The organism is Kribbella sp. NPDC050241 (assembly GCF_044459685.1).
In the GTDB taxonomy this organism is placed as follows: Bacteria; Actinomycetota; Actinomycetes; order Propionibacteriales; family Kribbellaceae; genus Kribbella.
Genome location: NZ_JBITJE010000015.1, coordinates 117925 through 142069, shown reverse-complemented (window position 1 = coordinate 142069; position 24145 = coordinate 117925). Strand labels below are relative to the sequence as shown.

The 24145-nt window shown below is 69.2% G+C and carries 29 protein-coding genes; 20 read left to right on the top strand and 9 right to left on the bottom strand.

Annotated features, from left to right (window positions below; all coding sequences use genetic code 11):
• Positions 1-88 precede the first annotated feature (88 nt).
• Entirely contained in the window at positions 89-571 is a 483-nt protein-coding gene (locus ACIBG5_RS39915) for a GNAT family N-acetyltransferase (RefSeq protein ID WP_396397154.1), read from the top strand.
• Between the two features lie 119 nt (positions 572-690).
• A complete protein-coding gene (locus ACIBG5_RS39910; protein ID WP_396397152.1) occupies positions 691-1506 on the top strand; it encodes a DUF3152 domain-containing protein in 816 nt (271 codons plus the stop codon).
• Here the strand turns inward: ACIBG5_RS39910 and ACIBG5_RS39905 are convergent.
• Positions 1497-1862, bottom strand: a complete 366-nt coding sequence (locus ACIBG5_RS39905; protein WP_396397151.1) for a VOC family protein — start codon at positions 1860-1862, stop codon at positions 1497-1499. The two genes, ACIBG5_RS39910 and ACIBG5_RS39905, sit on opposite strands and share 10 nt — an antisense overlap.
• 74 nt (positions 1863-1936) lie before the next feature.
• Positions 1937-2518 (bottom strand): MarR family transcriptional regulator, encoded by a 582-nt coding sequence (locus ACIBG5_RS39900; protein WP_396397150.1) that lies wholly within the window; start codon positions 2516-2518, stop codon positions 1937-1939.
• Between the two features lie 94 nt (positions 2519-2612).
• Between ACIBG5_RS39900 and ACIBG5_RS39895 the strand changes: the two genes are divergently transcribed.
• Positions 2613-3377 (top strand): SDR family NAD(P)-dependent oxidoreductase, encoded by a 765-nt coding sequence (locus ACIBG5_RS39895; protein WP_396397148.1) that lies wholly within the window; start codon positions 2613-2615, stop codon positions 3375-3377.
• A 210-nt stretch (positions 3378-3587) separates the two neighbouring features.
• Positions 3588-3818, top strand: a complete 231-nt coding sequence (locus ACIBG5_RS39890) for a hypothetical protein (protein ID WP_012924486.1) — start codon at positions 3588-3590, stop codon at positions 3816-3818.
• Between the two features lie 245 nt (positions 3819-4063).
• On the opposite strand, the gene ACIBG5_RS39885 is transcribed toward ACIBG5_RS39890, so the two are convergent.
• Both ACIBG5_RS39885 and ACIBG5_RS39880 read right to left on the bottom strand, forming a co-directional pair.
• Positions 4064-4429 (bottom strand): VOC family protein, encoded by a 366-nt coding sequence (locus ACIBG5_RS39885; protein ID WP_396397146.1) that lies wholly within the window; start codon positions 4427-4429, stop codon positions 4064-4066.
• 79 nt (positions 4430-4508) lie between these two features.
• Positions 4509-7166 (bottom strand): alpha/beta fold hydrolase, encoded by a 2658-nt coding sequence (locus ACIBG5_RS39880; RefSeq protein ID WP_396397144.1) that lies wholly within the window; start codon positions 7164-7166, stop codon positions 4509-4511.
• Positions 7167-7225: 59 nt separating this feature from the next.
• On the opposite strand from ACIBG5_RS39880, the gene ACIBG5_RS39875 reads away from it, so the two are divergent.
• From ACIBG5_RS39875 to ACIBG5_RS39845, 7 genes are all read left to right on the top strand, one after another.
• The gene (locus ACIBG5_RS39875) at positions 7226-7867 is read left to right on the top strand and encodes a DUF998 domain-containing protein (RefSeq protein WP_396397143.1); all 642 of its coding nucleotides are present in this window, start codon (positions 7226-7228) and stop codon (positions 7865-7867) included.
• The gene (locus ACIBG5_RS39870; protein ID WP_396397141.1) at positions 7864-8313 is read left to right on the top strand and encodes a YdeI/OmpD-associated family protein; all 450 of its coding nucleotides are present in this window, start codon (positions 7864-7866) and stop codon (positions 8311-8313) included. Before ACIBG5_RS39875 ends, ACIBG5_RS39870 begins: the two co-directional genes overlap by 4 nt.
• Positions 8313-8669, top strand: a complete 357-nt coding sequence (locus ACIBG5_RS39865; RefSeq protein ID WP_396397140.1) for a YciI family protein — start codon at positions 8313-8315, stop codon at positions 8667-8669. Before ACIBG5_RS39870 ends, ACIBG5_RS39865 begins: the two co-directional genes overlap by 1 nt.
• 17 nt (positions 8670-8686) lie before the next feature.
• On the top strand, positions 8687-9652 hold the full coding sequence (locus ACIBG5_RS39860; protein ID WP_396397139.1) for a GNAT family N-acetyltransferase: 966 nt from the start codon (positions 8687-8689) through the stop codon (positions 9650-9652).
• A gap of 52 nt (positions 9653-9704) precedes the next feature.
• Positions 9705-10817: a sensor histidine kinase gene (locus ACIBG5_RS39855; protein WP_396397137.1), complete on the top strand. Its 1113-nt coding sequence runs from the start codon at positions 9705-9707 to the stop codon at positions 10815-10817.
• Positions 10814-11467, top strand: a complete 654-nt coding sequence (locus ACIBG5_RS39850) for a response regulator (protein WP_396397136.1) — start codon at positions 10814-10816, stop codon at positions 11465-11467. Before ACIBG5_RS39855 ends, ACIBG5_RS39850 begins: the two co-directional genes overlap by 4 nt.
• 61 nt (positions 11468-11528) lie before the next feature.
• Positions 11529-12137, top strand: a complete 609-nt coding sequence (locus ACIBG5_RS39845) for a hypothetical protein (RefSeq protein WP_396397135.1) — start codon at positions 11529-11531, stop codon at positions 12135-12137.
• Here ACIBG5_RS39845 and ACIBG5_RS39840 read toward each other — a convergent pair.
• Together ACIBG5_RS39840 and ACIBG5_RS39835 are read right to left on the bottom strand one after the other, a co-directional pair.
• Entirely contained in the window at positions 12066-12581 is a 516-nt protein-coding gene (locus tag ACIBG5_RS39840; RefSeq protein ID WP_396397134.1) for a M23 family metallopeptidase, read from the bottom strand. The two genes, ACIBG5_RS39845 and ACIBG5_RS39840, sit on opposite strands and share 72 nt — an antisense overlap.
• Before the next feature lie 251 nt (positions 12582-12832).
• Entirely contained in the window at positions 12833-13507 is a 675-nt protein-coding gene (locus ACIBG5_RS39835) for a hypothetical protein (protein ID WP_396397132.1), read from the bottom strand.
• Between the two features lie 166 nt (positions 13508-13673).
• Here ACIBG5_RS39835 and ACIBG5_RS39830 point away from each other — a divergent pair, with 166 nt between their 5' ends.
• Genes ACIBG5_RS39830 through ACIBG5_RS39820 form a run of 3 tightly spaced genes read left to right on the top strand, consistent with a single transcriptional unit; the run spans position 13674 to position 14623 of the window.
• The gene (locus ACIBG5_RS39830; protein ID WP_396397130.1) at positions 13674-13850 is read left to right on the top strand and encodes a hypothetical protein; all 177 of its coding nucleotides are present in this window, start codon (positions 13674-13676) and stop codon (positions 13848-13850) included.
• The gene (locus tag ACIBG5_RS39825; RefSeq protein WP_396397128.1) at positions 13847-14419 is read left to right on the top strand and encodes a hypothetical protein; all 573 of its coding nucleotides are present in this window, start codon (positions 13847-13849) and stop codon (positions 14417-14419) included. The genes ACIBG5_RS39830 and ACIBG5_RS39825 overlap by 4 nt, the downstream gene beginning before the upstream one ends.
• 21 nt (positions 14420-14440) lie before the next feature.
• Positions 14441-14623: a DUF5808 domain-containing protein gene (locus tag ACIBG5_RS39820; RefSeq protein ID WP_360454144.1), complete on the top strand. Its 183-nt coding sequence runs from the start codon at positions 14441-14443 to the stop codon at positions 14621-14623.
• 6 nt (positions 14624-14629) lie between these two features.
• Here ACIBG5_RS39820 and ACIBG5_RS39815 read toward each other — a convergent pair whose 3' ends face one another.
• Positions 14630-16879 (bottom strand): HelD family protein, encoded by a 2250-nt coding sequence (locus ACIBG5_RS39815; protein WP_396397127.1) that lies wholly within the window; start codon positions 16877-16879, stop codon positions 14630-14632.
• 171 nt (positions 16880-17050) lie between these two features.
• Here ACIBG5_RS39815 and ACIBG5_RS39810 point away from each other — a divergent pair, with 171 nt between their 5' ends.
• The 3 genes from ACIBG5_RS39810 to ACIBG5_RS39800 all read left to right on the top strand — a co-directional run bounded on the left by ACIBG5_RS39810 (position 17051) and on the right by ACIBG5_RS39800 (position 20059).
• Entirely contained in the window at positions 17051-18274 is a 1224-nt protein-coding gene (locus ACIBG5_RS39810; protein WP_396397126.1) for a M4 family metallopeptidase, read from the top strand.
• Positions 18275-18319: 45 nt separating this feature from the next.
• Complete coding sequence (locus ACIBG5_RS39805; RefSeq protein WP_396397125.1) at positions 18320-18847, top strand: NADPH-dependent FMN reductase; 528 nt, start codon at positions 18320-18322, stop codon at positions 18845-18847.
• Positions 18848-19054: 207 nt separating this feature from the next.
• Positions 19055-20059, top strand: a complete 1005-nt coding sequence (locus ACIBG5_RS39800; protein WP_396397123.1) for an LLM class flavin-dependent oxidoreductase — start codon at positions 19055-19057, stop codon at positions 20057-20059.
• An 82-nt stretch (positions 20060-20141) separates the two neighbouring features.
• Here the strand turns inward: ACIBG5_RS39800 and ACIBG5_RS39795 are convergent, their stop codons facing one another.
• Positions 20142-20669 (bottom strand): Lrp/AsnC family transcriptional regulator, encoded by a 528-nt coding sequence (locus tag ACIBG5_RS39795; RefSeq protein WP_396397121.1) that lies wholly within the window; start codon positions 20667-20669, stop codon positions 20142-20144.
• Positions 20670-20802: 133 nt separating this feature from the next.
• Here ACIBG5_RS39795 and ACIBG5_RS39790 point away from each other — a divergent pair, with 133 nt between their 5' ends.
• A complete protein-coding gene (locus ACIBG5_RS39790; protein WP_396397119.1) occupies positions 20803-21963 on the top strand; it encodes a trans-sulfuration enzyme family protein in 1161 nt (386 codons plus the stop codon).
• Between the two features lie 105 nt (positions 21964-22068).
• Here the strand turns inward: ACIBG5_RS39790 and ACIBG5_RS39785 are convergent, their stop codons facing one another.
• A complete protein-coding gene (locus tag ACIBG5_RS39785) occupies positions 22069-22647 on the bottom strand; it encodes a ClpP family protease (RefSeq protein WP_396397117.1) in 579 nt (192 codons plus the stop codon).
• A 126-nt stretch (positions 22648-22773) separates the two neighbouring features.
• On the opposite strand from ACIBG5_RS39785, the gene ACIBG5_RS39780 reads away from it, so the two are divergent.
• A complete protein-coding gene (locus ACIBG5_RS39780; protein WP_396397116.1) occupies positions 22774-23130 on the top strand; it encodes a helix-turn-helix domain-containing protein in 357 nt (118 codons plus the stop codon).
• Between the two features lie 3 nt (positions 23131-23133).
• Positions 23134-24117, top strand: a complete 984-nt coding sequence (locus ACIBG5_RS39775) for a pyridoxal-phosphate dependent enzyme (protein ID WP_396397114.1) — start codon at positions 23134-23136, stop codon at positions 24115-24117.
• The last annotated feature ends 28 nt before the right edge of the window (positions 24118-24145 follow it).

Here is a 24145-nt window from a genome sequence, read left to right as displayed (position 1 = left end):
TCGACGGCAGGACAAGTGGACGCGTCCCCGGTGCGCGTCCACTTCCTTCGATTCACCCGGGCGGCAAAAAGTTGGCATGATCTTCCAGGTGACCGACATTCAGGTACGACGGGCGAAGCCGGACGACGCGGAGGCATTGGTCCGGCTCCGTGGATTGATGCTCGCCGCGATGGGCACCGACATCGGCGGACCGGACGCTCCCTGGCGGCCGATCGCGCTGGCCTGGTTCGCCGAGCGGCTCGCGGCCCCGGACGCGTTCGCGGCGTACGTCGTGGACGACCCGGCAGCCGGCGTGGTCGCGGGCGCGGCGGGCGACGTACTCGTTCACCCGCCGGGCCCGAAGGACCTCAGCACGTACCGTGGTCACCTGTACAACGTCAGCACCGAGCCGGACTTCCGGCGCCGCGGCCTCGCGCGGGCGTGCGTCGGCGCGCTGATGGACTGGTTCCGCGACGAGACCCCTGTGGGTGTGGTCGAGCTGCACGCGACCGATCTGGGCATCGAGCTCTACCGGGAGCTCGGCTTCATCGAGTCCCGCTACCCGGCTCTGCGGCTGCACCTGACCCGCTGACCCGCCACGGCATCACCCGGCGGATCTGGCTTCATCTGTGGATTGAGAAGGGTTTCGGGGCACAGTGGCAAGAGGAGAGTGAGAAGACGCCCGCCGGGGTGTCGTGAGGAGCTCACGGGATGCGCCGCTGGAGTGTTGTCAGGACGGTCGGGCTGGCCGCCGCTGTGGTGGTCGCGATCGGGGCCCTGTACGAGCTGCCGGCCAGCCCGTTCGCCCGCCACGGCTACCCGTCGAAGCCGGGTGCCGAGAGCGCGCAGGCGTCCGCGCAAGGCGTCGTACCACAGCTGTCCAGAACAGCCGCACCTGGTGAGACGCCGGTGCCGGCGACGCCGAAGCCGGTGATCACGTACCCGATGCGCGGGACACAGTCGTACGCCGTTCTGCCTGAGAATCCGGCGGTGATCGGGCGGGCCGGGACCTTGCTGACGTTCCAGATCGCGATCGAGGGTGGCATCAAGGGGATCGATCGCACTGAGCTGGCGCAGTTCGTGCGGGCGACGTACGGCGCTCCGCAAGGCTGGGCGTCGCAGGGGCAATGGCGGTTCCGGCAGCTCGGGCCGGGCGAGACGCCGGACTTCAAGCTGATGCTGGTCACGCCGGAGACGCGCGACACGATCTGCGGTGCCGCGCCGGATCGCTACACCAGTTGCCGGATCGGGGACCGCGTTGTCCTCAACGTCGCCCGCTGGGTGCACGGCGTACCGAACTTCGGTGCACCGCTGACGACGTACCGGCAGTACATGATCAACCACGAGACCGGGCACCGGCTCGGCTACGGCCACGAACTCTGCCCGCGCCCGGGCCGGCCGGCACCGGTCATGCAGCAGCAAACCCTTGGTCTCCACGGCTGTACGGCGTACGCCTGGCCGTACCTCAACGGCGTGCGCTACAAGGGCCGCCTAGGTCAGTACGACGACACTATTCCTCACTCCTGAATGATCGACAGCACGTTGCCGGCCGGGTCCTTGAACCAGGCGATCAGTGGGCCGACGCCACGGTAGACACCGAGCTCGTCCTGGTCGTCGTTGTACCGCTCGAACGTCACGCCGCGATCCGTCAGCTCACGCGCGGTCGACGTGATGTCCGCGACGGGGAAGTTGAGGACGGTGTACTCGGCCGGCACGTGATGCTGCTTCGGGTAGACGAGGATCGGGATGCCGCCTGAGATCTGCAGCTGCAGCATCCCGTTCTCCTCGCCGACGGTCAGACCCAGCGTGCTCCCGTAGAACTCCTTCGCAATCGCGATGTCGTCCACGGAGAAACCGCTGAACGCCTTGGTGTCCTTGAACATCTCGAACCTCCTGGTTGACTCCCTGATATCAGGTACGTCGAGGCTGTCGAGGGCTCTTCGACACCGCGGCGAACTCAGTTGTGCAGCGCCACCTGTGGGATCGCCTGTGTGACCGTGGCCGTGACCGCGGCGGATTCGAGGCCGTCGGCAACGGTGTGCAGGAGACGGACCAGGTGGGCCGCGTCGGTCGGCCCGAGAATCCCTGTGATCACGTCGAGAACGCGGACCGTCAGGCCGTCCAGCTGTGACAGCCGCGCCTGGCCCAGCGACGTCACCGCGAGCCCCGGGTTGGTCCGGACCATGCCGAGCGCCTCGAGCTCGGCGATCGCCAGCTCCGCCTCGCCCGGAGTCGTACCGACCTGCTCTGCCACGTCGTCCGCGGTGCGGCGGCCGTTCGCGATCGCGTGCAGCATCAGCGCGGCCGGCATCTTCATCCCGACCGCGTCCTGCAGGCCGAGGATGAGTGGATGCGCGTGGCCGCGGACTCGCTCCACCGCGTCGAGCAGACGGAGCGCGTCGCCGACATTGCCGATCAAGTGCTCGGTCTGGACAGCCTCGAGGCCGTTGGGGTGGACCCGATCGGATGGTTGCACGACTCCGTCGGCCACTCTTTCAGGGACCGCCAGTGCCTTCGTTCCAGCGTCTTCGATGGTCACGTCTCCAGCGTACGGAGTCGTTCCGACAGCCCGGCGTGTCGTTCCTGAGGAAACCCTGTGAATCTGAACGCCTCGATCATCTACCCTCGCGGACATGCGGTTGAACGGCAAACGAGCACTGGTGATCGGTGGAGGCGGCGGCGGGATCGGACGCGCCGTCAGTGCGGCTTTCGGGGTCGAGGGAGCCGCGGTGACTGTCGCGGACATTGACCTCGGCCGGGCCGAAGAGGCGGCCGAGGCGCTGCGGCAGCGCGGCGCGACGGCGTACGCCGTGACCGGGGATGTCCGTTCACTACAGGACGTCGAGGCGATGGTTGCCGCAGCGGTCGAAAATCTCGGCGGGCTCGACGTGCTGGTCACTGTGGTCGGCGGGCAGGTCGCGTTCGTGCCGGCGGTCAAGCTGCACGAGATGGCCGACGAGGACTGGGACACCATCTACGAGGTCAACCTCCGCTACGTGGCGCGCGCGGTCCGAGCGGCGCTACGGGTGTTCCTCGACCAGGGCACCGGCGGCGCGATCGTCAGCGTCGGCTCGGTGACCGGCTTCATGGCGGCACCACAACAAGCGGCGTACGGCGTGATGAAGGCGGGACTGCTCAGCCTGGCCCGGACGGTCGCTGCCGAGTACGCCGGCGACGGCATCCGGATGAACGTGGCGGCGGCCGGTGCGATCGCGACCGCGGTGGCCAACGAGAACGTGGACGCCGAGGTCGTCGAGGAGATCCCGGTAGGCCGGTTCGGCAGGTCGGAAGAGGTGGCTGCTGCCGTCGTCTACCTGGCCTCGGACGCCTCGGCGTACATGACCGGCCAGCAGGTCGTGCTGGACGGCGGCGTCTCCGTGCGCGGGCCGTTCGACTGACGATCACGACAGTCGAAAACCTGCTCGAAGAATTGGGTCCTGCCCGGTCTCGAAAAAGTTTGCCCACAGCCGGACAAATCGCGATCGAGGCGTGACTTAGCGTCCGCGTCCTCCGTTGGATCTGACGTGACGGTGAACACACGGCGCACCGGCACCGCGCTCGCTCCGCGTTCCCAGGCCGCACATCTCGAAAGACAGCCAGGAGGACCAGTGACAACCGCGACCGCCACCCAGACGTCTGAGCGCCGACGCGTCCGAGTCTGGTTCGGTGAGCACGTGATCGCCGACTACAACGCCGAGCCGGCGTTGGCCGAACGGTATGCACACGCCATGAGCCGTCGCTTCGCCGGACTTCGGGTCACCAACGACCCGATGCCCGCCGTGGACCGGCTCCCCGACCCCCTGCCCGGCGAGCGCATGTGGGACGTAGCACCCCGCTGAGAAAGCCCCCGATACCTTCTCGCGTTCCGTTTCTCACCAGACAACCCACCCGGAAACGCGGCCGGTCGAGAACCTCACCTCGATCACCCTGAAGGCATCGGGTTCGGGCGGCAAGCGAGTGTGGGCAGTCTGCCCCTCGCTTGCCGCCGTTTCTCCCGTGCACACATGCGCCTGACAGCACCACCTGAAACCGAGAACCACGTCCGCACCGGGATCCCCAAGGTCCGGTGCGGACGTTTCGTTGGTCAGAGTTTGGCGTAGTACTCCGGCCGCATCTGGATCAGCTGGACGTAGTTGCCGTCCGGATCGATCAGCGTCGCGAACCAGCCGATGCCGCGGTCCTCCGGCTGGACCAGCCACTCCACCTCGAGCGTGCGCAGGTGTGCGGCCGTCGCCTCGATGTCGTCGACGGCGAAGTTCACGATGCACCGGCCAGGCTCGGCGGTCTTCACGGCGACGTCGTCGCGGTGCTCGACGACCAGGCCGAACCCGCCGAGGTTCAGGTTGCCGTGGCCGTCGACCTCCGCGTGGAAGCCGTCGCGATACCAGGCCTTCAACCGGTCGGGGTCGGCAGTGCCGAGCAACATGCTGTTCAGAACGGGCTGAGCCACAGTGTCTCCTGAGTCCGTCGAGCTGCCGATCAGCTCACACGTCCGGTACGTCGGAGTCAGCTCGGCTGTCTCGACATCCTCAGCTCCCGGTGATGAACTCCGCCACGATCGGGCCGAGCACCTCCGGGTCGACATCGTGCGGCTGACCGTCCATCGTCAGCCGCCGGCCTTGCGGCAGCAGGTCCGCCACGATCCGCGCGGTGTTGCGCCGCCAATCCCGGCTCTCGCCGCCGTCGATCACCAGCGTCGGCACGGTGATCGCGGTCGCCCAGTGAGCCGGGATCGTGAAGTCGTCCATCAGCAGTACGTCGTACACAAGCGTCGGGGCCAGTGCCTCCAGGTCCTTCCACAGCGGGGCGTTCCGCAGCGGTGCGACCACCTCGGCCGGCATCTCCACGGCTGTCACCAGGAACAGTTCGGTCGCGTCGCCGTACCGGTCCTGCGCGATCAGCTCGTGCAGCCGGTTCGCGAGATCGACCGGCACGGATCGGGTGTCGTCGAGGATGAACGGCGGTTCGATCAGCAGCAGCCCGCGGATCGGAACCCCCTGCGCGGCGGCTTCCGCCGCGAACACGGCACCCGTCGAGACACCCAGCGCGTACGCCGAACCTCCCACGACGTCGACGACCGCGGCCAGGTCCTCCAGCTCACGCTCGACCGCCCACGGCTGCACGTCGCCACTGTCCCCGCGGCCACGACGGTCGTACGTCGCGACCGTGAACCCGTCGGCCAACCGTTTCGCCAAAGGAATGAAGGTCCGCCGGTCGTTCAGCGCCCCACCGACGAGCACGATCGCCGGACCGCTGTCGCCGTACACCTCGACCACGATCGGTGTCCCGTCGCGCGACACCACGGTCCCGATTCGCGGCCGCAACGCCGCGGTGGACGGAGATCGCTGCGGGGCGGACTCGCCGTACAGCCCGCCCAAGTAGGCAAACAGGTCGCTGTGTCCGTACAGCCGCGGTTCGGTGTGCTGCGCCAATCCCTCGAAGTACCGCTCGTACCGCCGCCGCGTCGCGTCGAGCTCGCCGGCAGCGTCCAACCGCTGCAGGCAGAACGCGCGGACCGTCTCCAGCAACCGATAGCGCGACCCCGACGTTCCATCCACACGGACGACGAGCGACCGGTCGACGAGCCTGGTCAGAAGCTCCGCAACCTCAGCCACCGGTACGTCGTCACCCGCGCACACCGCCTCGGCCGCGGCCAGCGTGCACCCGCCGGGATGTGGTGCGAGCCGGCGCAGCACGGCGCGTTCGGGTTCGCCGAGCAGGTCCCAGCTCCACTCGACCATCCCCGACAGGGTCTGCTGCCGGTCGGGCAGACCGCGCTGGCGGTACCGGTTGTCGAAGCGGTCGACGAGGTCGTGAACGTCCATCGCGCCCACCCGGATCGCGGCCAGCTCCAGCGCAAGCGGCAAACCGTCCAGCCGCTGGCACAACGCAATGACCGCATCGGTGTTGTCAGCGGTCAGCCGGAAGCGCGGATCGGCGGCCTCGGCGCGGGCGACGAAGAGTTGGACCGCCGCACTCTCGGCCGCGTCGGCGCCGGCTGCCGGCAGGTCCAACGGAGGGACCGGCCGCCGGTGTTCGCCGGCAATCGACAGGGGTTCGCGGCTGGTCGCGAGAATCCGCAGACCAGGCGACCGCAGGAGTCCGGTCGCAACCTCCGCGGCCGCCTCGATCACGTGCTCACAGTTGTCGAGGACAACAAGTACGTCGGCACCCGGCTGCACGGTCGCCTCGACCAGCGTCGACAGCTCGCGCGCGGAGGCGCCCGGCTCGAGCGCGGCCAACTCCACCAGCCAGACCCCGTCGGGTGAGTCGACGCGACGAGCGGCCGCGAGCGCGAGGCTCGTCTTGCCGACCCCACCCGCGCCGGTCAGTGTTACGAGCCGCGCAGACTCGAGCTGCTCCACCACGTCGTCGACCGCCGCGTCCCGGCCGATCAGTTCCGTGAGCCCGGCCGGAAGGTTGCTCTTCGCCGCCGTCGTCGCAGCCGGCTCCTCGGTCAGGATCTCCTGATGCAGCGCTCCCAGCTCTGCGCTCGGATCGAGCCCGAGCTCGTCTCGCAACCGATCTCGAAGGTCGCCGTAACTCTCCAGCGCCTCGGCCTGCCGCCCGGACCGATGCAGCGCCTTCATCTGTACGGCGCGCAGCCGCTGCCGCAACGGATGACGCGCGACGAGCTCCGCCAGCTCGGCGACAAGTACCTCGTGCTCACCAAGGACGAACCGCGCTTCGGCGTACGCCTCCTGGACCGCGAGCCGCTCCTCGTCGAGCCGGTCGATCGTCGCCCGGGCGAACGCTTCCTGCGCCACATCGGCGTACGCCGGACCGCGCCACAGTGTGAGCGCGTCGGCGAGGGTCGCGGCGCGCATCCGGGCGCTGCCGGTCTGCCGGGCACGAGTGGCGAGGGCACGGAACCGGCCCGAGTCGACTGCCTCCGGTGCCACTGCGATCAGGTAGCCGGCCGGTCCGGTCTGCACGAGGTCTCGAGCACCCGGCTCGGCATCCTCCAGCGCGCGACGCAACTGGGACACCCGGGTCTGCAGCGTCGCGGTCGGGTTGCCGGGTAGTTCGTCACCCCACAGATTGTCGATGAGCGTCGTCACGGCGACCGGGCGGCCGGCGTGCAGCAGCAGGTCGGCCAGCAGCCCCCGCACCTTGCGATCAGGGATCCGCACCGCCTGGCCGTCGTCGGTCCACGCGGTGACCGGACCCAGTACGCCGAAACGCATGCGGCTCAGACTAGGTCCTCCAAAGGTTTTCTGAAGTGGTGCGCTCCAGGCTTGCCGCCATGACAACCATGACGAAGCAATCCGCACCACCACTCCTGCTCGCCGGTGCGATCGCCGGCCCGCTGTACGTCGGCATCGGCACCATCGAGGCGATCGTCCGCGACGGCTACGACATCCGCAGGCACTCGCTGAGCCTGCTCGCGAACGGCAACGGCGGCTGGATCCATTCGACGATGATGGTCGTGACCGGCCTGCTCACCGTCGTCGGCGCTCTCGCGCTGCGCCGCGCCGGACTCCGATCCCGCTGGGCCGTCGGCGGACTCGTCGTGTACGGCGCAGGCGTCGCCGCTGCCGGTCTGATGCGGGCCGACCCGGCCGACGGCTTCCCGATCGGTACCCCCGCCGGGATCCCGGACAGCGTCAGCTGGCATGGGTTCGGCCACGTCATCGCCGGTTTCATCGGTTTCATCGGCCTGATCGTCGCCTGCTGCGTGCTCAGCCGGAGGTTCGCCCGCCAGAACGAGCGAGGCTGGTCCCGCTTCTCCCTGGTCACCGGTGTCGTCTACTTCCTCAGCCTCGTCGGCCTGTCCACCGGGGGCGGCAGCACCGTCGGCAACCTCGGTTTCACCGTCGCCGTGATCCTCGGCTGGACCTGGTTGACCCTTCTGATGCTCCACGCTCGGACGGAGGAGGTCCGATGAAGTTCACTGCCGAACTCTTGTCCACGGGCAAGAACACCGCCGGCTTCGAGGTACCCACCGACGTCGTCGAGGCGCTCGGCGGCGGCGGTCACCCGAAGGTCTGTGTCACCGTCAACGGCTACACCTTCCGCACCTCGATCGCCCGGATGGGTGGCCGCTATCTGCTGGGTTTCAGCGCTGAACGTCGTACCGAGGCAGGCGTCGTACCCGGTGGGGTGATGGAGGTCGACGTCGAACTCGACACGGCCGAGCGGGTGCTCGAGGTACCCGAGGAGTTTGCGGCCGCGTTGGCGGCGGACGGGAAGGCCAAGGAGTTCTGGGAGACGCTGAGCTACAGCAAGCAGCAGTGGCACGTGCTGCAGGTGACGTCCGCGAAGACCGACGCCACCCGGGACCGGCGGATCGAGAAGTCGATCGGGATGCTGCACGAGGGCCGGGCCCGCTGATGCGGTTCATCGCCGTACTGCGTGCCGCCGAGGACTACGGGTTTCCACCGCCGGAGCTGGCGGAGGGGATCGCCGCCCTCGGCGCGGAGGCGGTCCGGAGCGGGGTGCTGGTCGACACTGCCGGTCTGTTGCCGGTGGCAACCGCTACCCGGGTCGCCGTCTCCGCCGGGACGCTGACCGTCAGTGAAGGGCCGCGAGACGACGGGCTGCCGCTCGGCGCGTACGCGGTCTACGACGTGGCCGGCCGCGACGAGGTCGTCCACTGGACCAAACGTTTCATGGACCTTCATCGCCGGACGTGGCCGGGCTGGGAAGGCGAGTCTGAGATCCGCCAGGTGTTCGGCCCGGAGTCCTGAGGCTCTACTGTTGCGGCGTGGACTGGCCGGCCGGGGTGACGACGAGACCACTCCGGCCTGAGGATGTGCCGGCCGTGGTCGAGGTGGCGAACGCGATCGCCGAGGCAGACCAGAGCGGTCAGTACGTCACCGCGGAAGGCGTCTCCGATGCCATCGCGGACCTCGACCTGGCCAAGGATTCAATGGCTGTTTGGGATGCCGACGGGCTGGCCGGCTACGGCCTCGTCGATCCGCCGCAGGTGCGTGACGGGCAGTCGGTCGCGGAGGCGAAAGGCGGTATCCATCCACGATCGCGCCGGACCGGCCTTGGCGGTCCACTCCTCGTCTGGCAGACGAACCGGGCCCGCGAGCGCGCCGCCGACGTGGTCGACGTCGAAGTCGAGGCGATCGCCACCGGCGCCCTCGCGATGCTCGCATCCCACGGCTTCCAGCCGGTCCGCTACTTCGAGGTGATGCGTCATTGGTACGACGATCAGCCCGTCAGCGTGCGGCCGCTGCCCGCCGGATTCACGATCATCAGATTCGAGCCGTCGTACGACGAACGGCTGCGGCTGGCGCACAACGAGATCTTCCGGGACCACTGGGGAGTCAGTGAGAAGGACGACGCGGCGTGGCGCCGGTGGTTCACCGGCAGCCGCCACTTTCGGGCGGAGTGGTCGAGCGTCGTCCTCGACGCCGACCGGGTCGCGGCGTACGCGTTCGGGTACGAGTTCCCGATCGACACCGAACGCACCGGCTACCGCGAGCTCTGGATCGGCCAGGTCGGAACCCGTCGCGAGTACCGGGGCCAGGGTCTCGCCCGCGCCGCGATCAGCACCAGCCTCCGAATCGCCCGCACCGACGGTTGCGACCGCTCGGCCCTGGGCGTCGACGCCGACAGCCCCACCGGCGCCACCCGCCTCTACGACTCCCTCGGTTTCAAGACCGTCTCGCGGACGATCCTGCACCGGCTCTCACTCGTACGACGGAGTGCGCTGGGCTGATCTCCGTCGTGGGAGCCAGGTCCGCAGGACCCGGGTGAGACAGACTGATGCGATGGGCGGACTCGAGCGGCTCGGCATCCCCGGTCCACGCACGCGAGATCGGATGATCGACGTCGCCGTCGTGCTCGCGGTCGGCGTCGCGTCCTCGGTGCCGTTCATCGGCCGCGAACCCGGAGCCATCACAGCGCTCGGCGTCGTCGCCAACCTGGCCACCGTGATCCCGCTGCTCTGGCGCCGCCGCTGGCCATTCGGCGTGATGGTCGTCGTCGGCGCGGCCGCGGTGCTGGTCTCGCTCCACCATCGACCGGGTCAGAACCTGCAGTACGGCGGCCTGGTCGCGATCTACACGCTCGCCAGCCTCGGCCACAAACGGTGGCAGCGGATCGGGCTGCTCGTCGTCATCCTGGTCACGTTCCCGCCGGCGTCGCTGCTGCTGAAGCACAACGACCTGGACGAGTTCATGTTCACCTTCCTGCTGCCGGTCGCCGCCTTCCTGGCCGGCTCGCTCGAACGCAGTCACCGCGAACGCGCCGCTCAACTCGAGCGGGAGCGTGTGTCGGAGGCCGCCCGGGCCGCCGCCGAGGAACGGGCCCGGGTCGCCCGAGACATGCACGACATCCTGGCCCACGCGGTCACGCTGATGGTCGTCCAGGCCGAGGCGGGGCCGGTCGTCGTACGCACCGATCCGGACCGGGCCGAACGTGCCTTCGACGCGATCGCCGACGCCGGCCGGGACGCGATGGTGCAGCTCCGGCGCCTGCTCGGCGTACTCAAGGCGGGGGAGGACCGGGCGCCGCAGCCGACGCTGGCTTCGCTGCCGGAACTGGTGACGGGTACGGCGTCGTTGGAGGAGACCGGCGTACGACGCGCGATGGCGCCGGACACCGAGGTCGCGGTGTACCGGATCGTCCAGGAGGCGCTGACGAACACGGTGAAGCATGCGCGCGCCCAGCGGGTCGCCGTACTACTGGACTGGTCGAAGGCAGGGTTGGAGCTGTCGATCACGGACGACGGGATCGGCGCCGAGGTGTCGGTCGGCGGGCATGGGCTGGTCGGGATTCGCGAACGCGCCGCTGCCTGTGGTGGCTTCGCGGAAGCCGGGCCGTTGGGTGGTGGCGGGTTCGAGGTACGGGCCAGATTGCCTTATTTGGAAGGGGTTTCATGATCCGGGTGGTACTGGCCGACGATCAGGAGCTGGTGCGCAGCGGTTTCGCGATGATCCTGGACGCGCAACCCGATATCGAGGTCGTCGGTGAGGCGGCCGATGGTGCCGAGGCGGTCGAGCTTGTCCGGGCTCTCACACCCGACGTAGCTCTCCTCGACGTCCGGATGCCGCGCGTCGACGGCCTCGCCGCGGCCCGCACGATCTGCGCGAGCACCCCGGCGAAGGTGGTCATGCTCACCACCTTCGACTCCGACGACTATGTGTACGACGCGTTGTACGCCGGGGCCAGTGGGTTCATGCTGAAGGATGTCCGGCGGGACGACTTGGTGCACGCCGTACGCGTTGTGGTGGCCGGCGAGTCTCTGCTCGCGCCGAGTGTCACCCGTCGCCTGATCGCCGATCTGACCCGGAGCCGTCCCCGCAGTACGCCGGCCGCTGCGCTCGACGTACTGACGAGCCGCGAGCGCGAGACACTCGTCCTCCTCGCCCGCGGCTTGTCGAACGCCGAGATCGCCGCTGCCCTGACCGTCAGCGAACACACCGTCAAGACCCATGTCAGCAACACCCTCACCAAGCTCAACCTCCGCGACCGGGTCCAGGCCGTCATCGCGGCGTACGAGACCGGTCTGGTCACTCCCACGAACCAGTAGTTGCCGGAAGCTCCCTCTTGTCGGCGATGTGGTGGGTGGTCGTGGTGACGACGCTGGAGGAATGAAGAGACTAGGGATGATCGCGGCCGGGCTGCTGGTTGCCTACGGCATCGTTCGGTTGATCGACGGGATGGACGGCTCGCACGGGCCGGGACTGTGGTGGACGGTCGGACATCTGCTGTTCCTGGCCGGGATGCTGCTGTTCGCTGTGGTGCTCGTCCTCGCTCGCGGCGAGCTGATCCGGCGACGGGGCGTCGGGACAGCGGCTGTGGTGGTCGGGCTGTTGGGAGTGGCGGCGTTCGTCCGGGTGATCCTGGTGGACCTCATGGTCGGCTTCCGCGCCGAGGACCGGGCCGGTATGTCGCGGATCAGCGACGAGTACGACCGCTGGCCGGGCAACCTGGGCATCTACGAACCGCTGTCCACCGTTGGCCCCGCGTTGTTCCTGATCGGACTGCTCGCGTTGGCGGTACTCCTCGTGCTCGACCGCCGGCTGCCGGTCTGGTCCCCGATCCTGCTGGCGGCCGGCTTCGCCGTCATCACCGCCAACCTGGACCTGATGCCGCTCGGTGGCCTGCTCCTGGGCGCCGCCTTCGCGCTAGCAGTACGACCGGCATCCACGATCGACGCCGTACGCACGCCGGACCTTGGCAACCGACGAGACGGGTGACAGCTGCCCACCGCTGTGCCAGCTGGCCAGGAAGGACTGTGGTGGCACAGCCCCACGCCGGATCCACCACTTGTCCGGAGCCGTCGGCCAGCTGATCCCGAAATGCAGGTGCGGTGGCGTCCCACGAGCACTCCCGGTCTTGCCGGTCAGCCCCAGCGTCTGCCCGGCACGGACCGCTACCCCCGGCCGGATCCCGCCCGCGATCGCCGACAAATGAGACCCGTAGTACCGAACCCCGTCGACCCCCACAACGGAAACCGACAGCCCACCCCGATCCCGCCCCACATTCGTCGTCGCATCCCACCCGTCCACCCGCGTTACCTCGTCCACCCGCCCATCAACCGGCGACACGAACCGGCACCCCACGGCCGCAAAAATGTCCGCCGCCGGATAGTCATGATGACTCCCCGAAGCATCCCCCCGACACCCCCCAACCGGAAACACATACCGAACCCGCGCGGCTGGCGACTGCACTGGTGCGGTGACCTCGGCCCGACCGCTTGGCGTCGGAGTCGGCGCCGTCACCGTCGTAGTCGTCGGCCGGGCAGGCGTGGTAGTCCGGGGACTGTTCGGCGGCGGCGGACTGGCTTGGCCGGATTGTGCATCCTCGAACACGCCGGTCGCAGACAGCGCGAACAGTCCGGTGGCCGTGACAGCCACCGCGGCCGCCAGGAATACTGCCCAGACGGGACGCGTCACGGGTACCAGAAGGCGTTGACCGTTGCGGCCGAGTACACCGTCTCGCAGGGAATCCCGTTCTTGTCCGCATCCATCCGCAGCGGCCTGTCGTAGTACCACCAGTAGGCGACCGCCTGGGCGTACGTCGCTCCGCGGGCTGCGAGGTCACGGCACAGCAGTCCGGATCCCAGCGGAGCGGCCCCGCTGATCTCCCGGCCGCTCCAGTATGCGGCGACATCGCTGCGCGGGTACACCGTCTCGCACGGGATTCCGTTGCGGTCGGCATCCATCTGGTTCGGTTGGCCATGCAGCCGCCAGTAGTCGATCGCCGCCACGTAGCTGAAGCCTTTGGCCTTCAGATCACGGCAGAACAACCCCGCAGGCAACGAACGTACATCGCCGACCACCTTCGGTGGCGCAGGTACGGATGAGGTCGTCGTGCCTTTGGCCGACGGAGGCACGGTCAGCGTCGTGACCGGTGCGGGTGCTGCGGTTGTCGGCTGCTGCGGCGTACTGGCCGCGTCGCGCACCGGGTCGTCCTTGTTCGTCATCAGCACCACCAGCCAGATGAGCAGGACCACGATGACCCCGACGGCCACTCCGCCGATCGCCGCCAGCGTGGCGTTGCCGTGCTCGTGACCGAGGTGACCGGTGTGGTGACGATGCGTGCGTGAATGCGGTTCTCCGTTCATGATTTCCCCCCGCGACCCATTGAAGCTTCGCGACTTTGCGCTGTCCATGGGTCGCGGGTGTTGCGATTGGGTCGCAGGTGGGGCGGTGGGTTCACCGGGAGAACATCTGGTGGTCATCGGGGTGGGTGATGATCCGGCCCGGATCCGGTTTCCGAGAGGACATGCAATGGGGCACTCGCACGACCCCCTGCGGGTCCGTGGTACCGACGGCTACCGCAGCCAGCCCGGGTACCTCGGCGCGGCGGTCGACCCGGTCGGTCCGGCCCTCGACGTCGTCGGCGACGCGGACCCGTGGGTCGATCTGTGGTTCTACACGAACCCCATCTGGGTGCTGCCCAAGTGATCATCGCCATCGACGCGGACAGCCGGGACACGGCCGCGGCCGACCACCTGCTGTACGACCTGCTCGACGCCATGGACCAACCGGTCGTCGCCTGCACCCACATGGTGTCGGGCGGCGACCGTCCGCACGTCGCGGTGTCCCTGACGAGTACGGCAGACCTCGCCCAACCGGTCCGGGACCACCTGGCCGGGCAGAACATCGGCCTGGCCATCACCCGCCCGGGCGCGTCCGAACCGGAGCTCGCCGGGCCGAGCCAACTCGTCCGCGGTGCGTACGTCGCCGCCGTCGAGGCGGCCCTCGGTACGGCGGGCCGCGCGGTCCGCTGGCCCGGACACGAACTGGGCCACGGCGTCCTGCCGGCCGCGGAACTCCGGACCCGCTGCAACATCGACCACCTGGAAGCCGTCGGCGGTCAGCCGGTCGCCGACGACGCCATGGTCGACACCTGCGACTTCCTCCGCCCGCTCCGCCGCGACGGCCGCCTGGTCCTCCAGCTCCAGCCCGCCGCCGGCAATGTGCTCATCCCGTTCGAGCTCCAGCACCAGCAGCAGTGCTGCGCCGACCACTGAACGGCGAGCTACCGTCGGAGTATGGGCGATAGGACAGGCAGGTTCCTGGGCATCCCGTACGACTGGCGCCGCCCGACGCTGGACCGCACGAGGTCACGATGGTGGAATCCCGACGAGCCACGGCTGTTCACGCCGAAGGTGCTCGGCTGGGGCTACGACCTCAACTTGGCGCGGCTGTTCGGCCGCCACCCCAAGAAGAACTGACCGGGCTCACCGCCGTACGTCCCACGCGTCGGAATCCCGCAGTACGTCGGGAAGCTCGCCGATGACCCCGAGTCGTTGGGTGCACCGGGTGAGAGCGACGTACAGGTCACGCAGACCACGCGGGGACTCGATGACGATGCCGTCGGGGTCGACGACCAGGACCGAGTCGAACTCGAGGCCCTTGGCTTCGCGAGCACTCAGAACGGTGACGTCGAGGTCGGCGACCGCTTCCTGGACGAGCTCGAGCCGGCTGCGCGACGTGATGATCCCGACCTGCCCGTACGCCGACTCCTCGGCCGCGACCTTGTGGACGTACATGGCCTGGTCCGACGCCGAGATGTCGGCGTGCCACGGCTTCACCCCGGTGGAGCGCACCGACTGCGGCGCCTTCGCCGCCGGGTCGACCTCGTGCAGGACGTGACTGGCCAGGTCCATCACCTCGGCCGGCGTGCGGTAGTTGAGCGTCAGCTCGGCCAGCCGCCAGCGGTCGCCGAACGTCTCGCCGAGCGCGGCCGACCAACTCGTTCCGCCGCCGATCGACCCGGTCTGGGCGACATCGCCGACCACGGTCATCGAACGCAGCGGGCAGCGGCGCGCGATCGCGCGCCACGCCATCGGTGAGAGCTCCTGCGCCTCGTCCACGATCACGTGCCCGTACGTCCAGCGCCGGTCCGCCGCGGCCCGGTCCGCGAGTGTGCGATCGTCGTCCGCCTCGTAGCGTTCGGCCAGCGCCTCGGCGTCGAGGATGTCCTTCGCGGTCAGGATCTCCGCGTCGTCCTCCTCGTCGAAGTCGGTCGACCCCGAGCCGCTGAGAACGTCCAGCGCCCCTTGCGCGTAAGAGATCGCCCGCGCCCGGGCCGCCCGTTCGCGAGCCGCCTCGCTCCCGTCATCGCCGAGCAACTCGGCGGCCTCGTCGAGCAGCGGTACGTCGGACGGACTCCAGTCGGCGCCGTAGCGCAGTAGATGCTCGCGCTCGAGCTCGCTCAGTTGCGGCGCGGCCAACGCCAGCCGGTCCTCGTCGCCGTACAGGTCCTCGAGCAGCTTCTGTGGGCTGAGGAGTGGCCAGAGCTGATCGAGTAGCGCCTGCACTGCCGGCTCGGCCAGGACCTCCTTGCGCAGCTCGGACAGCTCGTACTCGTCGAGCAGGTTCTCTCCGTCGTACGGGTCGGTGGCGACCAGATCGGCGTACTGATTCGTCAGGTGGTCGACCATCTCGGTCAGGAAGAACGGACGGGCCTGGTTGTGGGTGAGGTTCCGTGCGCGAGCCCGCTCGCGGATCTCCAGGCACACCGTCGGATCGAGACGAAGCACGGTCCGGTCGACAGTGACGTGGACGGGGCGCACCGGGATCCACTCCCGGTCGTCGACCGCCTTCGCGATCACGTCGGCCATCACCGGACGGCCCTTCACCTCGGCGCTCTCGGCCGTCTCCGGGCGGGTCGCGGTCAGGCCCGGGTACAACTCGGCGACGGTGACCAGGCGGACGCCGTCCTCGCCGAGCGACGGCAGCACCTGACCGATGAAGCGCAGGAACGCCGCATTCGGCCCGACCACCAGAATTCCGCGCTTTTCCAGTTGTTCCCGGTGGGTGTAAAGGAGAAATGCCGCGCGGTGCAGTGCGATCGCGGTCTTGCCGGTGCCGGGACCGCCCTGGACGACCAGGATTCCGGGCAGCTCGGAGCGGATGATCCGGTCCTGGTCGGCCTGGATCGTCTGCACGATCGACTCCATCTGGCCGGTCCGCCGCGCGTCCAGCGCCTTCAGCAGGACGGCCTCGCCGATCACGCCGGTGCCGGGCTTGGACGCGTCGGCCGCGGTCCGGCCCAGGTCGAGTTGCTCGTCCTGGACGTCGATCACCTTGCGCAGCCGGGTCTGGATGTGCCGGCGCCGGACGACGCCCTCGTTCGCCACCGCGGTCGCGATGTAGAACGGGCGGGCCGCGGGCGCACGCCAGTCCACCAGCAGGGACTCGTAGTCGTCGTCGTGCAACCCGATCCGGCCGAGGTGCAGGATCTCACCGTCGGCCGCGTCCAGCCGGCCGAAGTACAGCCCCTCCTCGGCCGCGTTCAGCCGGGCCAGCCGCGCGTTCAGGTCGCGGATCCGGCCGTCGCGCTGGTGGAGTGCCTGCGCGTTGCGGGTCTGGACCAGTTGCTCGTCCTGCTTGCGCTCCTCGGCCCGCTCGCGCTCGGTATCGAGCGCGGCGTAGAACGTCGTCAGGTGACCCTGTTCGGCCTGCACCGGATTCGGCAATTCCATCCCCTTGTGATAAACTACGCGCGTTGGTTCCCAGAGGTCATTTCTGACGCATTCTCTGGTAGCAGCCATACAAATCGTTGAGTTTATCCTCCTTCCCGGCGTTTTTGTACTGCCGCAGTTTTTCCGGCCCGTCCCCTGTCCCCGGATCGGCCGGTCGGGCACGATCGGAGGATGGTGTTCCACTACATCGTCCCGCCGTACCTGCTCGAGCAGCTCGAGCAAGCCGTGGACGACCCCAGCCTCCGCGCCCGCTTTCGCCAGTCGCTGCAGCACGACGCCGTACTGCGAACACGCCGGGCGACTGGAGCCGCTGCCGCCGAGCCTGCGGCCGAGTCGGGTGGACTGCAACGCGCCGTGTACGACGCGGAGAACCGGACGGACCTGCCGGGTACGCCGGTGCGCGCCGAGGGCGAGGATCCGGTCCAGGACGAGTCCGTGAATCAGGCGTACGACGGGACCGGCGCGACCTGGACGATGTTCAGGGAGTGCTTCGGCCGTGACTCGATCGACGGCGACGGGCTGGCGCTGACGTCGTCGGTGCACTACGACCGCGGCTATGCGAACGCGTTCTGGGACGGCGCGCAGATGGTCTTCGGTGACGGTGACGGCGAGATCTTCGGCGGGTTCACCGGGTCGGTCGACGTCACCGGGCACGAGCTGACCCACGGCGTCACGCAGTACACCGCGAACCTCGCGTACGAAGGGCAGTCGGGCGCGCTGAACGAGAGCATCTCCGACGTGTTCGGCTCGCTCGCGAAGCAGCACAACCTCGGCCAGAGCACCGAGGAGGCCGATTGGCTGATCGGCGCTGGGCTGTTCCAGCCGGGCGTGCAGGGTGTGGCGCTGCGCTCGATGAAGGCGCCCGGCACGGCGTACGACGACCCGCGGCTCGGCCGGGATCCGCAGCCGGCGCACATGTCGGACTACATCGAGACCGAGGACGACAACGGCGGTGTACACCTCAACTCGGGGATCCCGAACCGGGCGTTCTACCTGACCGCGGCGGCGATCGGAGGCAACGCGTACGACGACGCCGGGAAGATCTGGTACGAGACCCTCACGTCGGGCACGCTCTCCGAGACCGCGACGTTCGCCGAGTTCGCCGAGGCCACTCAGGCGGCCGCGCGGGAGCTCTTCGGCGGCGACTCCAGCCAACTCGCCGCGGTCACGGAGGCTTGGCAGACCGTCGGAGTCCTCACGGCGGAGTCGTCGACCACGCCCGAGCCCGCTGAGCCGTCTGGTGCCAAGCAGCCCGCGTCGCGGGTGCGCGCCGAGTCCGAGTCGGAGGGACTCATGCGCGCCGCCAAATCGCACCTGCCGTCCAGCAGCCCGCCCGCCCCGCCCACACCTCCGCCCGTACCGTCGCCCACCCCACCGTCCGCTTCCGAGGAGTGAACGGAGTTTGACCTCAAGTCGAGTTGAGGTACTAGCGTCCTCAGCGTGACTGTTCATCCGCTGCGGCTCGCGCTGCTCACGCGCAACGTGGACGCCGGGCGGTTCGGGACACTGGTCACGGAGTGGTTCGCCCGCGAGGTCGAGCGCACCGACGAGTTCAAGCTCGACCTGATCGACCTCAGCGTCGTACCGCTCACCGAACTGCCGCGGCGGATCGAGGACGCGGACGCCGTCGTGATCGTGACGGCCGAGTACAACCACGCGTACCCAGGCGATCTGAAGGTCGCGATCGACGCGGTCCGCCGACCCTGGTACGCCAAGCCGATCGCCTTCGTCGTGTACGGCGGCCGATCGGGCGGACTGCGCGCCGCCGAGCAGCTGCGACTGGTCTTCGCCGAACTTCATGCGGTGACGATCCGCGACTCGCTGGGTTTCCACGAGGCCGACTTCACCCTGGCCGGCGAACCCACCGACGCGACCACCCCCGCCGCCGCGTCCGCGCTGCTCCGCCAACTGGCCTGGTGGTCCCGCTGCCTACGTGACGCCCGAGCAAACACGCCGTACCCGGCCTGACCTGACCTCCCTCCCTCCCTCCCTCCCTCCTGCTCCGCGCCGCAGCACCTCCCCGTCTGGTGGGTCCGCCCAGCAGACGAGGGGTTTGCCACCCGTACGCAGCTGGCGAACCCACCATCCGATGGGTGAACCCAGCAAAGAGGAAGGGACAGGGGTGGAATAGCGGGCGAGACCCGGCGGTTGCGACCTGAGGTGAGCTCCGAACCGATGCCCCTGTCCGTGCTCGACCTTTCGCCGGTACCGACGGGATCGCGACCGTCGCAGGCGCTGCACGAGACGCTCGAACTCGCGCGGTCCGCTGAGGCCGCCGGGTACCACCGCTTCTGGCTGGCGGAGCACCACAACATCCCGAGCGTGGTCAGCACGAGCCCGGAGGTGATGATCGCGGCCGTCGCCGCGGCCACCTCCACCATCCGTGTCGGCTCCGGCGGCATCATGCTGCCGAACCACTCACCGCTCAAGGTCGCCGAGACGTTCCGCGTCCTCGGCGGTCTGTACCCCGACCGCATCGACCTCGGCATCGGCCGCGCGCCCGGCACCGACCAGCGCACCGCGCTCGCGCTCCGCCGCAGCCGCGAGGCGCTCGGCGCCGACGACTTCCCCGAGCAGTACGCCGAGCTGCGCGCGTACGCCGAGGGCTTCCCGGCCGGCCATCCGTTCGCGCCGATCTCCGCGCAACCGAGCGACGTACCGCTGCCGCCAGTGTGGATCCTCGGCTCCAGCACGTACGGCGGTCAGGCCGCGGCGGCGCTGGGGACCGGGTTCGCGTACGCCGGTCACTTCGGGACTCTGGATCCGGCCGGCGTGATCGCGTCGTACCGGGAGATGTTCCAGCCGTCGGACCAGCAGACCGAGCCGCACGCCATCCTCGCCCTGGCCGCGATCGTGGCCGGCACCGAGGAGCGCGCACAGCAACTGGCCCGGGCCAACGCGCTGTCCATGCTCCGGCTCCGCTCCGGCCGGCCAGGTCCGCTGCCCTCGCCGGAGGAGGCCGAGGCCTACCCGTGGTCGGACGCCGAGCTCGCCGCGGTCGAGGAGTGGGCCGGGCTCGTCTCGGTCGGCACCCCCGACCAGGTCGCCGCCGACCTCTCCCGCCGAGCCACCTCCGCCGGCGCCGACGAACTCATCATCACCACGAACATCCACGACCCCGCCGAGCGGCGGAGGTCCTTCGACCTGCTCGCCGGCGCCTGGGGCCTCAAGCCGCGATGAGTGGCGGACCTGCAGCACTCATCAACGCGCGCCGACAGGCGATGTCCGCCGCTGCCTGAGCGTGAACCACGCAGGCGCGGCGTCATTGGTGAGTGCTGGAGGTCCGGGGTGTGCCGCGGACGTGTTCGAAGATGAGGCTGGTTTCGGCGTGCACAACCGCCGGGTCGGCGGTCAGGTGATCCAGCACGAACTCGCGGAGGGCGTCCGGCGAGGGCGCGGACACGTGCAGCAGGTAGTCGTTCGCGCCGCTGACGTGGAAGAGCGACAGGACACCCGGTAGCGCCGGGACCTTGCTGCGGAAGCGGTTGATCTCGTCCCGCGAGTGCGCGCCGATCCGGATCGCGATCAGCGCCTGCAACGGCTGACCGAGCGCCGCCAGGTCCACGTCGGCGTGGAAGCCGCGGATCACCCCGCGCTCGCGCAGCGACCGTACCCGGGTCAGGCAGGTCGACGGCGCGATCCCGGTCGCATCCGCCAGCGCGTTGTTCGGCATCCGCCCGTCGGCGGTGAGCAGCCGGACCAGCTCCCGATCCACCTCGTCCAGCCCGCCGGGCCCGGACCCGGGCGCGGCCCGCGGCGCCGGTCCGGGGCTCCGACGATCCTTCGGCATGGCACCACTGTAGGGCTCCTCCACAGAATCCACAGCGTGTGGATGAACCTGTGGATGAATTTTCTTCGGAACTATTGCGATAGATCCGCAGAAGATTCCATCCTCGGTCACGCCCAGCGTCTGAGGAGGCTCGATGACCCAGCTCGACACGCGGTCGGTCCACGCCGGTCGCGACGACCTCACCGCCCTCGGCGTCCACGTGCCGCCGATCGACCTCTCCACGACTTATCCACTGCCGGATGTGGACAGCGGCGGCGCGTCGTACGACGCGCTGGCGCAGGGCAACGGCCCGGACGGCGGCAGCCTCGTCTACCAGCGGCTGTGGAACCCGACCGTCGCGCGCTTCGAGGACGCTCTGGCGGAGCTCGAGCAGACCGATGGTGCGGTCGCTTTCGGCAGCGGGATGGCCGCGCTCACCGCCTGTCTCCTCGCTACCGTCGCTGCCGGCAAGCCGCACGTGGTCGCCGTACGCCCGCTGTACGGCGGCTCCGACCACCTGTTATCCACAGGCCTTCTGGGTACGACGGTCAGCTGGGTCGACGTCACCGGGATCGGTACGGCGATCCGGCCGGACACCGGACTGGTGATCGTGGAGACGCCGGCCAACCCGACTGTGGAGCTGGTGGACATCGCCGCGGTGGTCCGGCAGGCGGGCGACGTACCGGTGCTCGTGGACAGCACGTTCGCGACCCCGGTGCTGCAGCAGCCGGCTCGGCACGGGGCAAGTCTGGTGTTGCACTCTGCAACGAAGTACCTCGGCGGGCACGGCGACGTGATGGGTGGCGTCGTCGCGGCCGGCGTGGAGTGGATCGGCCGGCTGAGGCAGATCCGCGCAGTGACTGGTGGCCTGCTGCACCCGTTGGCGGCGTACGAACTGCACAGGGGACTGCAGACGCTGCCGGTGCGAGTGCGGGCGCAGCAGGCGACCGCCATCAAGGTGGCGGACTGGCTCACCGCCCAGCCCGCCATCGAGAAGGTCCACTACCCCGGGCTCTCCGATCCCCAAGAACTGATCGGCCGCCAACAATCCGGCCCAGGCGCCATCCTCGCCTTCACCCTGACCGGCGGCTACGAGCCGGCGGCCCATGTCGCCGGCGCTCTCAAGCTCATCACTCACGCGGTGTCGCTGGGCGGCGTGGACACCCTCATCCAGCACCCGGCCGCGCTCACCCACCGCCTGGTCACACCCGAGGCGAAGCCGAGCGCTGGCCTGCTCCGCCTGAGCCTGGGACTGGAGGATCCCGAGGATCTCACCGCCGACCTGGCCCAGGCCTTAGCCACCACCCTCACCTGACCCACCCCCACCCGACCTGGTCCACGCCGCCACCCCCGCCTGACCCGACCCGGGTCCGCTCGGCTCGGTCCTCCCGCCCTATCTTTCACTCTGCTGTTCCGGCCGTCAGGCCGGAACAGGAGTCGGACGCGTGAGCACTCGATCGATGATTCCGTAGTCGCGGGCGGCGGTTGGGGTGAACCAGCGGTCGCGGTCGAAGTCGGATTCGATCCGGGGGAGCGGCTGCCCGGTCCGGTCGGAGATGATCCGCGCCAGGTCCTCCCGGGCCTTGATCGCCTGCTCCGCCTGGGTCTTGATGTCGCTCGCGGTACCGCCCATGCCCCCGGTCGGCTGGTGCATCATGATCCGCGCGTGCGGCAGCGAGTACCGCTTCCCCGGCGTACCGCAGGTCAGCAGCACCTGACCCATCGACGCGACCATCCCCATCGCGTACGTCGCGACGTCGTTGGTGATGAAGTTCATCGTGTCCAGGATCGCCAGCCCGGCCGAGACAGAGCCGCCGGGCGAGTTGATGTAGAGCGAGATGTCAGCCTTCGGATCCTCGGCGTTCAGCAGGATCAGCTGGGCGCACAGCGCGTTGGCGTTCTCGTCCTTGATCTCGTCCCCGAGGACGAGGATGCGCTGCCACAGCAGCCGCTCGTAGATGTGGCTGTCCAGGTTGTTCGGAAGCTGAAACTGACTCATGCGTCCAGCCTGCGGCGAACCGCCCGGAAGCGGGCCGGAATCTGCCCGTGGCAGATCTGCCCGCCGCAGACCTCGTCGAGATGGCACACTCGTTACAGGACTTCATGATGCGAGGAGGGCCACGACGTGTTGCTACGCCAGGTGATAGGGAACGTCTTCCGCCGGTTGCGGCGCGAGCGGGGCATCACCCTGCGTGAGCTCGCCGAGCTGGCCCAGGTGTCGGTGCCCTACCTGTCCGAGATCGAGCGCGGCCGCAAGGAGCCCTCTTCGGAGATCCTCGCCGCGATCTGCCGGGCACTCGACCTCGACCTGTCCGACCTGCTCTCCGAGGTCCAGTTCGACCTGGCCACGGTGGTCCGGTCCACCATGCCGGTCCGCCTGCAGACGGCGGCGATCCGGGTCGAGCAGTCCAGCCCGCAGCGCATCACCTCGTCCCCGCAGGCCTACTCCAGCACGGCACAGGCATTCGCACTGGTCGCCTAGCTGGTGCGCTGGTACAGCAACGCGTCTGCCCAGGCCTGGCGTACGACGCCTGCACCGGCTGAGGTGCAGGCGTTCCACCAGAGCCTGCCCGGCTACCGCCCGACTCCGCTGACGCCGGTCCTCGCACTGGCGTCGGAGTTGGGGGTCGGACAGGTTCTCGTGAAGGACGAGTCGCAACGGCTCGGCCTGCCCGCGTTCAAGGCGCTCGGCGCCTGGTGGGCGATCCACCGTGCGTTGCAGGAGCGCCCTGGTCCGGTGGAGCTCGTCACCGCGACCGACGGCAACCACGGCCGTGCGGTCGCGCGGCGGGCCGCCATGCTCGGTCTGCCGTCACACGTGTTCGTACCGGACGTGGTGAGCGACAAGGCGATCGACGCCATCCGCGCCGAGGGAGCGACCGTGACCGTCGTACCTGACTCGTACGACGCCGCGGTCGCTGAGGCAGCGGCGTACGCGGCGGACGGGCGGCTGCTGATCCAGGACTCTGCGTGGCCCGGGTACGAGGATGTGCCACAGCACGTGGTCGATGGGTACTCGACGCTGTTCCGCGAGATCGAGGTCGAGCCCGATCTGGTCGTCGTACCGATGGGCGTCGGGTCGATCGCCCAGGCAGCGGTCACGCACTACCGCAGTGGCTCGTCTGCCGCGGCTGTGCTCGGTGTGGAGCCGGCCAGCGCGTCCTGCGTCACCACCAGTCTGCTGGCCGGTGAGCTGGTCACGGTGCCGACCGGCAAGACAGTGATGGCCGGCCTCAACTGCGGTACGGCGTCAACCCTCGCTTGGCCTGTACTACGTGCAGGCCTCGACTACGCGGTGACAGTCGACGACGACGCCGCCCTGCAAGCAGCAGCTGACCTGCGCGGAGCCGGCATCTCCTCCGGCCCGAGTGGAGCCGCCACGCTGGCCGGACTCCGTGCGGCCCGAGAGAACCTCGACCTGCGGCCCGACAGCACTGTCGTCCTGATCAGCACGGAGGCGGCGCAGTAAATCAGGTTCGGCCGGGGACGATCCCCGC

Coding starts and splice junctions, on each gene's coding strand:
- ACIBG5_RS39810 (WP_396397126.1), top strand. CDS start 17,051: ATGGTGTTCCACTACATCGTCCCGCCGTACCTGCTCGAGCAGCTCGAG.
- ACIBG5_RS39895 (WP_396397148.1), top strand. CDS start 2,613: ATGCGGTTGAACGGCAAACGAGCACTGGTGATCGGTGGAGGCGGCGGC.
- ACIBG5_RS39850 (WP_396397136.1), top strand. CDS start 10,814: ATGATCCGGGTGGTACTGGCCGACGATCAGGAGCTGGTGCGCAGCGGT.
- ACIBG5_RS39835 (WP_396397132.1), bottom strand. CDS start 13,507: ATGAACGGAGAACCGCATTCACGCACGCATCGTCACCACACCGGTCAC.
- ACIBG5_RS39790 (WP_396397119.1), top strand. CDS start 20,803: ATGACCCAGCTCGACACGCGGTCGGTCCACGCCGGTCGCGACGACCTC.
- ACIBG5_RS39795 (WP_396397121.1), bottom strand. CDS start 20,669: ATGCCGAAGGATCGTCGGAGCCCCGGACCGGCGCCGCGGGCCGCGCCC.
- ACIBG5_RS39830 (WP_396397130.1), top strand. CDS start 13,674: ATGGGGCACTCGCACGACCCCCTGCGGGTCCGTGGTACCGACGGCTAC.
- ACIBG5_RS39815 (WP_396397127.1), bottom strand. CDS start 16,879: ATGGAATTGCCGAATCCGGTGCAGGCCGAACAGGGTCACCTGACGACG.
- ACIBG5_RS39880 (WP_396397144.1), bottom strand. CDS start 7,166: ATGCGTTTCGGCGTACTGGGTCCGGTCACCGCGTGGACCGACGACGGC.
- ACIBG5_RS39855 (WP_396397137.1), top strand. CDS start 9,705: ATGGGCGGACTCGAGCGGCTCGGCATCCCCGGTCCACGCACGCGAGAT.
- ACIBG5_RS39870 (WP_396397141.1), top strand. CDS start 7,864: ATGAAGTTCACTGCCGAACTCTTGTCCACGGGCAAGAACACCGCCGGC.
- ACIBG5_RS39820 (WP_360454144.1), top strand. CDS start 14,441: ATGGGCGATAGGACAGGCAGGTTCCTGGGCATCCCGTACGACTGGCGC.
- ACIBG5_RS39800 (WP_396397123.1), top strand. CDS start 19,055: ATGCCCCTGTCCGTGCTCGACCTTTCGCCGGTACCGACGGGATCGCGA.
- ACIBG5_RS39865 (WP_396397140.1), top strand. CDS start 8,313: ATGCGGTTCATCGCCGTACTGCGTGCCGCCGAGGACTACGGGTTTCCA.
- ACIBG5_RS39845 (WP_396397135.1), top strand. CDS start 11,529: ATGAAGAGACTAGGGATGATCGCGGCCGGGCTGCTGGTTGCCTACGGC.
- ACIBG5_RS39905 (WP_396397151.1), bottom strand. CDS start 1,862: ATGTTCAAGGACACCAAGGCGTTCAGCGGTTTCTCCGTGGACGACATC.
- ACIBG5_RS39785 (WP_396397117.1), bottom strand. CDS start 22,647: ATGAGTCAGTTTCAGCTTCCGAACAACCTGGACAGCCACATCTACGAG.
- ACIBG5_RS39875 (WP_396397143.1), top strand. CDS start 7,226: ATGACAACCATGACGAAGCAATCCGCACCACCACTCCTGCTCGCCGGT.
- ACIBG5_RS39910 (WP_396397152.1), top strand. CDS start 691: ATGCGCCGCTGGAGTGTTGTCAGGACGGTCGGGCTGGCCGCCGCTGTG.